Here is a 12,501-nt window from a genome sequence, read left to right as displayed (position 1 = left end):
CACGTCATAAAAATCAGGCCACGCGAGACGGTGGCGCAGACCAGGAAGGTCGTCTCCACTCCATGCCTTCCCACAGCATGGCCATCTGTGCGGCTGTCAGGCGTGCAACGCCCTCTGCCGGCGAGGGCCATGGAAAACGTCCCTTCTCAAGAACCTTGTAATAAAGACAGAACCCCTGACCGTCCCACATCAGAAGCTTGATCCTGTCCCCACGGCGACCACGAAAGGCAAAGAGCGCCCCTGATGTCGGGTTCTGACGCAGCACGTCCTGTGCCAGTGCAGCCAGACCCGATATCCCCTTGCGCATATCCGTAACCCCGCAGGCCAGATAGACGCGCACACCGTTGCCCACGCCAATCATGCTGTCTCGGCAATCCGGATGATCTTCGCCAGAAACTCTTCTGCAGGATGTCCACTCACCCTGATACTGCGGCCATTACGCAGCATAATGGCCAGCCCTTCATTATCATCGCCAGAGACCAGAGCAGGTGTCTTCACTGCAGCGACAGGAACAAACGCCACAGACTGATCCGGGGAAGACAGTCTTTGGCGGAAAGACGTCCGCCATTGGTAAAGATGTTGACGGGTCAGGTCATGCCGACGGGCCACATCCGATACACTTGCCCCGTCCACACCAACTTCAGCCAGTATCGCAAGCTTGCGTTCATCCGACCAGCGGCGACGGCGTTCAACGCCAATCAGGATTTCTTGAGCCATAGCTACCTCCCAAACAACGTCAATAACGACGTCGTTAACGACGGTAACTTACCAGGCACAATCCTCACTCATAAGGCGGTCTCAAGCGGCCGCTTACGTTCAAGAGCACGGAAACGACGCCCACCGGCGGGCACTTCATAGCTGCCGGTCTCGGCCCCTTCGCCGTCAAGGACGGGCCGGACGTTCAGGCTCTGCAGCAGCCCTCGGCGCTCGATGTCGCGGGCCAGTTCCTCAATCGACAGGCCGGACTTCACACGACGCACGTTGGACTGGGACAGCACCAGCCGGTTGAACGGGATGTCACGGGACGAACTCAGGGTGATTTTGGGAATGGCGGTCGCCATGACGAAAACTCCATGACGGGCGGACAGGAGACTCTCTCCCACCCTCTCAACCCGTCACGAAAATCCGCGCAGCCCTTTGACTCTAATGACCTCCCCCAAGCCAATCCGTCCCCGACTGGCATGTATTGGCAACAACACTAAATAAATATGAAATATATACCTAAAATATCATTTATTATTTAGATTTCTTACTTAATCCATAGATCAACCGGAAAAGTTCAGCCTGATACCTAGCATCATGAAGGGCATCATGATCTCCCTTCTGAGTTGGATGCACAACTTTATCAATAGCACTAGACCGAGTATCGTACCACGAGCATCCTATAACGCCCATGAAAAGAGCTTTGATATCTAACGCTGTAAAGCCGAATGGATTATTACCCAAGTATTTTAAGAAATAATAGTTTATAAACCCCCAATCAAATGGCGCATTCAATCCCACAAATACTGGAACACCACCTTCAGGCAAGTTCTTATCGATCCATATACCAAACTTCGACATGGCATCGGCTGGTAATAAACCTTCTTTCGCAGCCTTTTCCAACGTCAATCCAGTGACTTCCAGAGCTGACGCGACCGATTTCTCGCTAATTGGCTTCAGCATTACCGAGAAGGAGACCTCAGGTTGATATACCAAGCATGCACCCACCGTAAGCATACTATGTTCACCGACGAGAGGCCCTGCAGTTTCAATGTCGACTGAAATAAAGACTTCATGCTTTTTGCTCATTGTCTTGCTCCAGCAAGCCTTATTGAATCACCCTTCCATCACAGGCGATGGTCCTAATTCTGCAACAGCTTGATAGAAGTGCTTCACCGCCAATGGCGAATCCGGAAACGCCAGTGACATAGCAGTCGGATACAAGCGTGTCCGAATGTCAGAGTACGTCCAAGCTGGCTGAGTATCCGTCGCTGCGGTCGCCTTGACAAGTTTCTCAATCTCGCTGGCAGAAATCCCTAGATCACCTAGGTCTCTGGTGAACAGTTCATGCCGCTCAACATCGGAAGGTCGTTCAAAATTCTCGACGATCGATGCGCGACGAATAACTGCGGCATCTAATGCTCCCAAACGATTTGTACAAAGAATGACGAAAATACGTCCACCATGCTTCCGCATGTTATCGATGGATTGAATAAGCGTATTTACCCCCACCTTATCTTCATGGTGACTATGGTCCTGACTGCGAGATGCTCCTAATGAATCACCTTCGTCGATAATCAGAAACGCTCGCCCCTTACCTGGCCCGATGGCTCTAGTAATATCATCGAAAGCCTGCGTAATAAGAGTACCCATTTCGCCGACTCTACCGGTTCCACGAACTTTATTACTTAGCTTAAAAAGAATAGCATCTTGTATTTTTGCATCCCGCGCCAAGCGGTTTGCAATTGCTTCGGCATTTGCCGTTTTCCCAGTTCCAACATCACCATAGAAAATGGCCAAAGGATATTGATCACTCAGCAGTTCGATAATCGCGAGTTGTTTTTTGTGATGGGTCATGCTCCACCGTTCCAATTCCTTCGCGTGTAGAATGAGTTGAAGGCGCTTTTGAATACGTAGATAACGTGCATCAAACCCCAACAATTTCTGCGCCTGAGCGTCAAGCTGCAACGTAGGTAGGTTAACTTTTTCTTCAAACACAGATACGTTGTTCATGAAAAATCTTTCCTATTTGTGCCAAATCCATTGCTGCTATAGCCTCGACCAGTAGAAACGGTCAGATCTTTATGACTGGTATCAGTAGACGACGGGCTCCAAGAAATTTTCATGGGAAGCTTGGCACGCTCTTCTGCCGATGACGAGGCGGTATACTGTAAAAAAATTCGAATCCACCCCCCTTTGTCTTCCGGTGTCAGTGGCCATAAGACCCCACCAGGGCGTTCCGTTCCCGTCGCATCCTCAGTCTGAAATTCATATTTAACAGCTCGTACCTCGGATGACCCACACATGAGTGTCACGTCAGCATATCTGAGATGGTTTTTCTTGGCTAAGACTTCAATGTCATGGGCATAATTTACCGCGTCATTCTCGGTCATCGCTTTGGTTGATTTTGCAATCATAATCAAGTCAGCCTTAACGCTGCGCATGACCTTTTCAACGTCTGCGACCGTATAGGTATCAGTACTGGAATAAGTACTCATTTCTTTTAATCCTTGGTCTTAAAACGGTTGCCGAAAATTTCTTTCCAAACCTCGTCATTATTTTCGACAGATGCGTAGACTGCTGTTTCCCACGTATCTTCCGCAATTTTCGCAATACGCTCCTGTTCATCTTTCGTGATACGAGACGCTACGTTGTTTTCCGGACTTACCGGATCAATAATCACAACTGGATCGCTGAAACTGACCACTCGTTTTCTAGAATTTTCTGGGAAGTCAATGCGCTCACTTAACTTAGTTCGGGAAATGTAAAGCAAGAATTCCCCAAACCGCTTCTCGATACTCTCTGCCGGACCTTCTGTATCAACCAAGTGAGCCATAATGAGCTCGATATGGAAAGACTTTAGACTAGGGATATCATGGAAATGCTTCCAGCGCTTCGCCAAGCGCACCAACGTACGAAAGTGTTTATCTTTCTCTTTCCGGGCACGAATGAACCCGATATGACATGGGGCACAGGTAAGGTTTTTAACACCACTCTTAATGTCGAATTGCCAGCCATGATCCATGTCTGTGCTATGTTGCAGAACCGGGACAACGTCTACAATGAGACCGCTCTTCACAAAGGTCACTGTTGCGGCACGACGCTGGATTTTGAAATCATCAACCTTCTTACTTGGGTAGATATCTATCAGAAGCTCGTAAATTTGATTGCAAAGTTCCTCATAAGATTTACTATTTTCCTCTACCCCTGTAATATAAAAAACAACGTCAACATCGGTCGGATAATCGTCAACGTTACGCAAAATAGTGTATTTGGCGAACGAACCAGCCTTCACCACTTTTGTGACTTTCAGCTCCGATTTATTCGTAATGCGCTTTTTCAGCTCGCTTACAAGGTTATCAACCTGCGCGTGATACTCAGTGCGCTTTTCACCTGGCAAACGCAATACATTATGGTCAAAGTATTCGAGGTCTTTATTTGACAAGGGCATTTTTTCACTCTCTATACCAACGTAGAAAATTTTTATTCCATATTTACAGCGTCATACCGTTCGCAATGTAGTCCACAACAACTGCCGCCGCAGCTTTCGCCGCCAATAGGTGGAACCTGTTATCTTTTTTCGAATCACCAAAATCGCTAATACCTCGCACCATAAGGACAGGTTTACCGAAGTTCGCGCATGCAGCAAAAAGGCCGGCGGCTTCCATTTCGGCCACCTCCACCTTGCCGTGAAGTTCACGCAGACCTAGAAATTTTTCAGGATCGCGAAGCAACTTTTCACCACTAGCAACCGTAGCTGTCTTCGGCATTACGCCTTGGGCAACAGGGCCGGCCTCCACTTCGCTGGGGAATTCAATGCCCAATGCCTTATAGCTATCTGTAAGGCGAGTTTGGAGGGCCATTCTATTAGAGAGATAAGAACTAAGATCTTGACGCACACGCATTTCCAACCGGGCAATTTCAGGACGCGCTTCGGCTTTCCCGCCTCCAACAAGCGCAGCACCTTCATACGCAACCACACGCTCTGCTAGAATGACTTCTCCCAATGCGCATTTGTCTCGTAAACCTGCCGCTATGCCCAGCATCACTACATTGGTTGGCCTCAGTTCCCCTAAGAGCATAGAAGTCACAGAGGCCGCGTCTACATTGCCGGCCCCTGCAAAGCAAGCTACCACGCAGCTAGCAGTTTTGCTTCCACCGCGTTTGATAACAGATGCTTTCCAAACGTGAAGACCGTGCTCCGTGGTCACATACTCAGCATCTTCTGCAATACCCAATGCCTGCTTAGCTGCAGCCAATTCAATGTCCAAAGCGGTCAACACCAAGACGTCAGGGGGCAATGCACCAATACGGCCCAACTCTTCTTCATAGAAAATTGTAATGATACGCTGACTAATCTCAGAATAGCTCAGAACGGGATCTTGCAAGGACAACGCGGGCAAAAACTTGACAACTTTATTTCCGGTATTCGGCATGTAGCTCAGAGGGTTAGCCAGGAAATTCTTTAATACGCCAAGCGCGCCAGCGCCGTCTTCACTATTTGCCCCCAATTGCAAATCTAACGGCAGTACAGGCAATAATTTTTTGACCATTTTGCGCGCGCGGTCCAGAACGCCTTTTCCACCGCCTAACGCCACCATGGCTGTCGCATATTCAACTTGCTCATCGCCGATATTACCTCCCGTCACCACATCTTCTTCGAGAGGGACAATTTCCGCAACACCACGCGCAACCATTCCCAAGAGCAGTTTGCGCTGTTCGGGATTGGCCTTCGCTTGCAAGCGATCCCACGATGCTACAATTCTCAAACGAATTTTCTGACTGTCACCTGGAATCAATCTGTCGACGGCCTTAGCTATCGTCCAGTCGAATAGCAGCGGTTTGTTATCTCCATTAACAGGCTCCGCAGCCACGTAAATTACAAAACCACCACCAGCATCAATGACTTTCTCGACAAATGTATTGACGAATTCATGCGCCCGATCAATAAGATCGTTTTCGGTGGTATTTGATATACTTCCAGCAAGCAAAATATAACTTGAAGACAGCATAGAAGAACTTATCATAATTCATCTCACTTAAATTTTATATATAATTTCACAAAAGACCAAATCGAAATTGATCTTTATTGCGAAACAATATCGAAAGAACCAACCTATAGATAATTGGGAATATTTTTTAAATTTCAATACCTCTTTCAAAATATTATCTTTGATAAAGTCTCTTACGACACTACCTTTTGAGCGAGGATTGGTGAGTGATTGTATCCCTTGTTGATGTGCAAAGCAAAAACCTCGGGCGACGAGTGTCCGACCTGAGGCCCCCTCAGATCGGGCAGACACCGCTGGCACATTGCAGATGCGCCCAGTCCACCACTTCACGCACCTCATCATCCTGAATCATGGCGGTGATAGCTGCGAATTTCCCTGCCGTGACCTCCTCCTCCGGCAGGTATTCATAGCCAAGGCCGGAATCCGGGCGGCTGGGCAGCACGGCGCAGCAACGCACATGCGACTGATTGGCCGCGACCATGGCGCGAAAACCGTCAAGATCATGCCGGTCGGTATAGATCTTGAGCGTGTAGGACACCTGATTGCCCTGCTCCGCCCCGATCCAGTATTTCTCCAGCAGTTCCAGCCACCGATACTGCTGCTCCGGCGTGGCTTCAGGGGCAGTGACCACGCGCTCGCCCATTCCAAGACGCTGGATACGTGGCACGGTGGGAAAGCCCACAATGCTCATGCCGGGAAAACTTCGCAACGAGCGCACAGGATAGCCCTTGTGCTCGTAAGCAGGCAGCAACGGGTCGGTTCCCGCTTCCCATGTGCCGTCGTCCTCGCGCCGCACGCCCTTGAACTGCACCCAGCGAAGATATTGCCGCCGTGCAGGCAGATGCGCGCCTTCGGTCAGACCAAACAGTTTGGATGTGGTGCCAGCGGGCTTGACCGTTGTGACCGTAACCGGCTGGGAGGTGCCGGTCTCAAGCGCATAGGCATTCACCTCGCTTTTGGCGATGGTAGAGAGTTCGCGCACAGCGTTCCAGAAGGGAGCGGCACGCTCCTCGTCCAGCAAATCATGAAAGTCGAGACCGAAACGCACCCATGCCCATTCGTGCAGGCCGGTCGGGCCGATACCAATCCGGTTGGTCCGTCGCACTTCCTCGCCATACAGCGCGTCCATGCGGTTGGCACGCAGCAGGAAGCGCACGCCCAGCCGCACGGAATCCCGCACGCGGGCATCCCATATGTCCGCCGTTTCAGCTGAGACCCGACCGGGCATCACTTCCTCTGGCGCCACCGGACAGGCCAGCAGCGGAGCGAAATCGCCAATCACACAATAACCACCCGTAACGTGGAGCGTGATCTCGCCGCAGGGGTTAGTCGTGACCGGGAAATGTGCGGACGTGGCTCGCTGCGCCAGATCGGCCAGCAGCTCGGCCCCTTCGGTTGCCTGATAGCGATGCGAGCGAAAATCCCGTCCATCCGCACGCACCTGCTTGAGCCGTGCGCTGCCGGTTCGGTTATCTTCCAGCTGGTCACCGTTGATAAAGCCGGGCTCACCATTGACCCATGCGCACCGGGTGGCTTCCGCAAACACCATGCGGGCGTGGTTGGCCAACGGGCCGGTCTTCGCGGGGTCGTTCACATAGTCCCAGAATTCGGCATCCACCATGACAGAGTGGTTGGCGGTCCACAGGCCGCCTTCCTCCTTGGCGCGGATGAAGCACAACACATCCACATCCCGCCATGACTTGGTGGCCATGCGCGCGGCTCGGCGTGCACCCCCAACCTGCACCTCGACCGACAGATAATGATCCACCCGCAGCGCCTGTTCCCATAGCGGCATTGCGCCTGCACGCGCGGCTTCGATCACGTGCTGACGCAGATTGAGCAGCCCACGCAGCAACGAGACTGGTCCCGAAGCAGGTCGCCCCTGCATGCCCGCAATCGGGCTGCCGGCACAGCGGATGGCGCTGAAATCCAGCACCAGCGTACGATCACGCTCACCACGGAAAGCCATTGCCTCGATCGTCTCGACCGCTTTGCCCCAGCCTTCCCGGCTGTCCTCGATGACGTGCAGGAGATCGTTGCCCTCGGGAGGGCGAGTCAGCACGGTTTCAGCCAGAAAGGCGCGAACCTGCACCTCCCTATCCGCATCGAAGACTTCCAGCGCCATACCCCAGGGCAGGATCTGCATATCAAGACCAAAGCGCAGCAGGCTGGCGCGATCATGCGGGTAGTCCGGATGGTCAGGCGACAGGACGAATTTCACGTCCGGGGCCTGACCCCAATCCACCACACACAGCTCATCATCATAGGCCCGTCCGACGCCGGAGCCGTTGAGCAACAGGTAGAATTTCGCAAAGGAGCAGATGGCCGTGGCGCAGTTGGTGAACATTTCCATGTTCCGCCCGGGCTGCGTGCTGTCACCATGCTGGAGGTGACGACCCGAAGTAAGGAGCGCCCCGGTTGCGATGGCATTGCGGAGTTGCATGATCTCCGCATCACCAACCGTGGCCAGCAACCCGGCATTGCCTTCGGCCACACGGTCCGCCACGCACCCGAAATCCTCCCGGTCGGAAGGACGGAACACGGTCCGGCGACCGACCGCCTCTCCCATTCCGCGATCCAGTGGTCGCGCCGCAACAGGTCGGGTGCCGAATGCCCCTTCAAACGGGTCGCGAACAGCCTTGCGACCACCCTGCCCGCCCGTAAACAGCGAGAAATCTCCGTCCATGCACCGGCTCCATCCTGCAGGCGAGCGTGGTCCCGTTTTCGGCGCCATTTCGCTCATATTGTGTATATGGATACATGGTTACACCAGATGTTGTGCCTTGCACGCAGAAAATAGCGGGCCGCACCGTCCTGATCGCTGTCACCCGCAGTTTTCCTTGATCTGCGACCTGATTTTTTTTGGGTTTCTGCTGACCTGCCTGCCAGGAGAATCAGGTCAGTCGCTTCGAACGCCCTAGCGGCGACGTGGCCGGGCCTGGAGGCCATGCGACAATGATCACGCACACGTGAAATCAGCCCGAACTACGCTGGAGTTTCACTCCCAGTTGCATCCTATACGCATCCTGCGCGTATATCCCAAACGCAGAAAGCCGCCCTTACGGGCGGCTTAACATGCTGATGATATTGGATAAGATTTGGTTGCGGGGGCAGGATTTGAACCTGCGGCCTTCAGGTTATGAGCCTGACGAGCTACCGGGCTGCTCCACCCCGCGGTTGAAGATGTGTTGAAATTTGTAGGGGTAAGATTTGTATAGGGTGGATTGGAAGACCTGGCGGCGACCGACTTTCCCGTGGCTTAAGCCACAGTATCATAGGCGCTGGGGGTTTTCACGGCCGAGTTCGGGATGGGATCGGGTGGATCTCTCCCCGCCATGGCCACCAGGTCATCCAGTCCACCCTGTAAGGGGTGTGTGGAGGACGGTTGGTTATGAAGAAGTAGGCGTTATATGGATGATTTCTGTGCACGGGCCGTCCTTTTAAGGGGACAGTAAGAGAGTGAGCCTATTGGGTGATTAGGACCAGTTAGCTGCACGTGTTACCACGCTTTCACACCTGGCCTATTAACGTGGTGGTCTACCACGACCCTCAGGGAGACCTAGTTTTGAGGTGGGTTTCCCGCTTAGATGCTTTCAGCGGTTATCCCTTCCATACTTAGCTACCCGGCGGTGCCGCTGGCGCGACAACCGGTGCACCAGAGGTATGTTCATCCCGGTCCTCTCGTACTAGGGACAAATCCTCTCAAGTCTCCAACATCCACGGCAGATAGGGACCGAACTGTCTCACGACGTTCTAAACCCAGCTCACGTACCACTTTAATCGGCGAACAGCCGAACCCTTGGGACCTGCTCCAGCCCCAGGATGTGATGAGCCGACATCGAGGTGCCAAACCTCCCCGTCGATGTGGACTCTTGGGGGAGATCAGCCTGTTATCCCTAGAGTACCTTTTATCCGTTGAGCGATGGCCCTTCCACGCGGGACCACCGGATCACTATGGCCGACTTTCGTCTCTGCTCGAGCTGTCACTCTCGCAGTCAGGCGGGCTTATGCCATTGCACTCAACAGCCGGTTTCCGACCGGCCTGAGCCCACCATCGCGCGCCTCCGTTACACTTTGGGAGGCGACCGCCCCAGTCAAACTGCCCACCATACAGGGTCCCGGATCAGGCTAACTGACCACGGTTAGACATCAGAAAAATTCAGGGTGGTATTTCAAGGATGGCTCCACAGGAACTGGCGCCCCTGCTTCAAAGCCTCCCACCTATCCTACACAGAATGTCTCTGATGCCACTGTAAAGCTGCAGTAAAGGTTCATAGGGTCTTTCCGTCTGACCGCGGATACCCCGCATCTTCACGGGGAATTCAATTTCGCTGAGCCGATGCTGGAGACAGCGGGGAAGTCGTTACGCCATTCGTGCAGGTCGGAACTTACCCGACAAGGAATTTCGCTACCTTAGGACCGTTATAGTTACGGCCGCCGTTTACCGGGGCTTCAATTCAGCGCTCTCACACCTCCTCTTAACCTTCCGGCACCGGGCAGGCGTCAGACCCTATACGTCGTCTTTCGACTTCGCAGAGTCCTGTGTTTTTAATAAACAGTCGCTACCCCCTGGTCTGTGCCACCCGCCAATGGTTGCCCACCAACGGGTCTCGCTTATCCCGAAGTTACACGAGCAATTTGCCTAGTTCCTTCAGCATCGTTCTCTCAAGCGCCTTGGTATTCTCTACCAGTCCACCTGTGTCGGTTTCGGGTACGGTCTATACGCCAGAGCTATTTCCTGGAATGCTCCAAAAGCCAGGTCAATCCGTTAAGACCTGACAACATATCGCATTCGTCACTTCTGGCAGGTACAGGAATATTCACCTGTTTCCCATCGACTACGGCTCTCGCCCTCGCCTTAGGGGCCGACTAACCCTGCGTGGATTAACCTTGCGCAGGAACCCTTGGACTTTCGGCGACAGTGTTTCTCGCACTGTTTGTCGCTACTCATGTCAGCATTCGCACTTCCGATATCTCCAGAGAGGGTCACCCCGTCTCCTTCACAGACTTACGGAACGCTCCGCTACCGCGCATATCATAGATATGCACCCACAGCTTCGGCACGTGGCTTGAGCCCCGTTACATTTTCGGCGCAGGGTTTCTATTAGACCAGTGAGCTATTACGCTTTCTTTAAAGGATGGCTGCTTCTAAGCCAACCTCCTGGTTGTTATGGAATCCCCACATCCTTTCCCACTTAGCCACGATTTGGGGGCCTTAGCTGGTGGTCTGGGCTGTTTCCCTCTCGACAATGGACCTTAGCACCCACTGTCTGTCTGCCAGGCTATACTTCCGGGTATTCGGAGTTTGGTTGGGTTTGGTAAGGCTTTGGGCCCCCCTAGCCCATCCAGTGCTCTACCCCCCGGGGTAACCACCTGACGGTCTACCTCAATAGATTTCGCGGAGAACCAGCTATCTCCGAGTTTGATTGGCCTTTCACCCCTAGCCACAGCTCATCCCCGACTTTTTCAACAGGCGTGGGTTCGGCCCTCCAGTGCGTGTTACCGCACCTTCAGCCTGGCCATGGCTAGATCACTCGGTTTCGGGTCTTCTGCCAGCAACTATGCGCCCTATTCAGACTCGCTTTCGCTACGCCTACACCTATCGGCTTAAGCTCGCTGCAAACAGAAACTCGCTGACCCATTATACAAAAGGTACGCCGTCACCCCATAAGAGGCTCCGACTGCTTGTAGGCATCCGGTTTCAGGTCTCTTTCACTCCCCTCGTCGGGGTGCTTTTCACCTTTCCCTCACGGTACTTGTTCGCTATCGGTCACTAGGGAGTATTTAGGCTTGGAGGGTGGTCCCCCCATGTTCAGACAGGGTTTCACGTGCCCCGCCCTACTCAAGCATTCTCAAAGACACTACACATACGGGACTATCACCCACTGTGGTCAGCCTTTCCAGACTGTTCTGCTTCTTCTTCAAAAATGACTGGCCTGTTCCGCGTTCGCTCGCCACTACTAGCAGAATCTCAATTGATGTCTTTTCCTCCAGGTACTGAGATGTTTCAATTCCCCGGGTTCGCCTCGTAACCCTATGTATTCAGATCACGATACCCATCGCTGGGTGGGTTGCCCCATTCGGAAATCTGCGGATCAATGCCTGCTCGCGGCTCCCCACAGCTTATCGCAGCGTGCTACGTCCTTCGTCGCCTCCTAGTGCCAAGGCATCCACCGAATGCCCTTCTCATACTCACTCACCCCATGCACAGAAACCATCCATACCTACAAACGCAGATACAAACAGCTCCAAAGCATGACGCATCCGAGTACGTCTACTTCTTCAAAACGCTTCTGAACGCTTACACCAGAAATGCTTAACGCATGAGTAAATCTCTCTACTCAATACGGGTCAGACCAACCCACATTTCTGATACGCCCAGACGCGCACCAACCGATTCACACTGACAAAGATCAACACCAGACACACAATCATACGTGCCGCTATCGCAGCGCCGCATAAATGAAGTCCGATCCACAAACTCCCTTGCAACAGATACTCTCAACACCACAAAACCACTCTGGATCCTTGGTGGAGACGGACGGGTTCGAACCGACGACCCCCTGCTTGCAAAGCAGGTGCTCTCCCAGCTGAGCTACGCCCCCATAGGAACCGGCAGTCTCAAATGGTGGTGGGCCAGGGAGGACTTGAACCTCCGACCCCACGCTTATCAAGCGTGTGCTCTAACCAACTGAGCTACTAGCCCAAAACCCGACTGAATAACCCAGACGATACAAAACGCATCAGCCCAAATCACTCAGACATCTGTTGCAGAAAGGGATATGTT

At 52.9% G+C, this 12,501-nt stretch carries 8 protein-coding genes, 3 tRNA genes, 2 rRNA genes and 1 pseudogene; all 14 read right to left on the bottom strand.

Features of this window, described 5'->3' with window-relative positions; all coding sequences use genetic code 11:
• Positions 1-13: 13 nt before the first annotated feature.
• The 14 genes and pseudogenes from tnpB to ABNV41_RS00670 all read right to left on the bottom strand — a co-directional run bounded on the left by tnpB (position 14) and on the right by ABNV41_RS00670 (position 12,420).
• Positions 14-361 carry an IS66 family insertion sequence element accessory protein TnpB gene (gene tnpB / locus ABNV41_RS00735; protein WP_012812355.1) on the bottom strand — a complete coding sequence of 116 codons (348 nt, stop codon included), beginning with the start codon at positions 359-361 and terminating at the stop codon, positions 14-16.
• On the bottom strand, positions 358-717 hold the full coding sequence (gene tnpA / locus ABNV41_RS00730) for an IS66-like element accessory protein TnpA (RefSeq protein WP_012812356.1): 360 nt from the start codon (positions 715-717) through the stop codon (positions 358-360). Before tnpA ends, tnpB begins: the two co-directional genes overlap by 4 nt.
• A gap of 98 nt (positions 718-815) precedes the next feature.
• Positions 816-1,061, bottom strand: a pseudogene (locus ABNV41_RS00725) (ParB/RepB/Spo0J family partition protein); the annotation flags it as partial.
• Positions 1,062-1,236: 175 nt separating this feature from the next.
• A complete protein-coding gene (locus ABNV41_RS00720; RefSeq protein WP_349934845.1) occupies positions 1,237-1,791 on the bottom strand; it encodes a 3'-5' exonuclease in 555 nt (184 codons plus the stop codon).
• Between the two features lie 27 nt (positions 1,792-1,818).
• Positions 1,819-2,715: an ATP-binding protein gene (locus ABNV41_RS00715; RefSeq protein ID WP_349934844.1), complete on the bottom strand. Its 897-nt coding sequence runs from the start codon at positions 2,713-2,715 to the stop codon at positions 1,819-1,821.
• Entirely contained in the window at positions 2,712-3,200 is a 489-nt protein-coding gene (locus ABNV41_RS00710; RefSeq protein WP_349934843.1) for a hypothetical protein, read from the bottom strand. The genes ABNV41_RS00715 and ABNV41_RS00710 overlap by 4 nt, the downstream gene beginning before the upstream one ends.
• A gap of 5 nt (positions 3,201-3,205) precedes the next feature.
• Positions 3,206-4,153, bottom strand: a complete 948-nt coding sequence (locus tag ABNV41_RS00705) for a CBASS oligonucleotide cyclase (protein ID WP_349934842.1) — start codon at positions 4,151-4,153, stop codon at positions 3,206-3,208.
• A 43-nt stretch (positions 4,154-4,196) separates the two neighbouring features.
• Positions 4,197-5,729: a hypothetical protein gene (locus tag ABNV41_RS00700; RefSeq protein WP_349934841.1), complete on the bottom strand. Its 1,533-nt coding sequence runs from the start codon at positions 5,727-5,729 to the stop codon at positions 4,197-4,199.
• A gap of 259 nt (positions 5,730-5,988) precedes the next feature.
• The gene (locus ABNV41_RS00695; protein WP_349934840.1) at positions 5,989-8,400 is read right to left on the bottom strand and encodes a recombinase; all 2,412 of its coding nucleotides are present in this window, start codon (positions 8,398-8,400) and stop codon (positions 5,989-5,991) included.
• Positions 8,401-8,813: 413 nt separating this feature from the next.
• Positions 8,814-8,890: transfer RNA gene (locus ABNV41_RS00690), tRNA-Met, on the bottom strand.
• Positions 8,891-8,945: 55 nt separating this feature from the next.
• Positions 8,946-9,061: ribosomal RNA gene (rrf, locus tag ABNV41_RS00685) — 5S ribosomal RNA — on the bottom strand.
• Between the two features lie 108 nt (positions 9,062-9,169).
• Positions 9,170-11,912 (bottom strand): 23S ribosomal RNA (locus ABNV41_RS00680).
• Between the two features lie 331 nt (positions 11,913-12,243).
• A tRNA-Ala gene (locus tag ABNV41_RS00675) sits at positions 12,244-12,319 on the bottom strand.
• Positions 12,320-12,343: 24 nt separating this feature from the next.
• A tRNA-Ile gene (locus ABNV41_RS00670) sits at positions 12,344-12,420 on the bottom strand.
• Positions 12,421-12,501 lie beyond the last annotated feature (81 nt).

This window comes from Acetobacter sp. A11-2 (assembly GCF_040208445.1).
GTDB classification, from domain to species: Bacteria; Pseudomonadota; Alphaproteobacteria; order Acetobacterales; family Acetobacteraceae; genus Acetobacter; species Acetobacter oryzoeni.
This window is presented reverse-complemented; position numbering and strand designations above follow the sequence as displayed.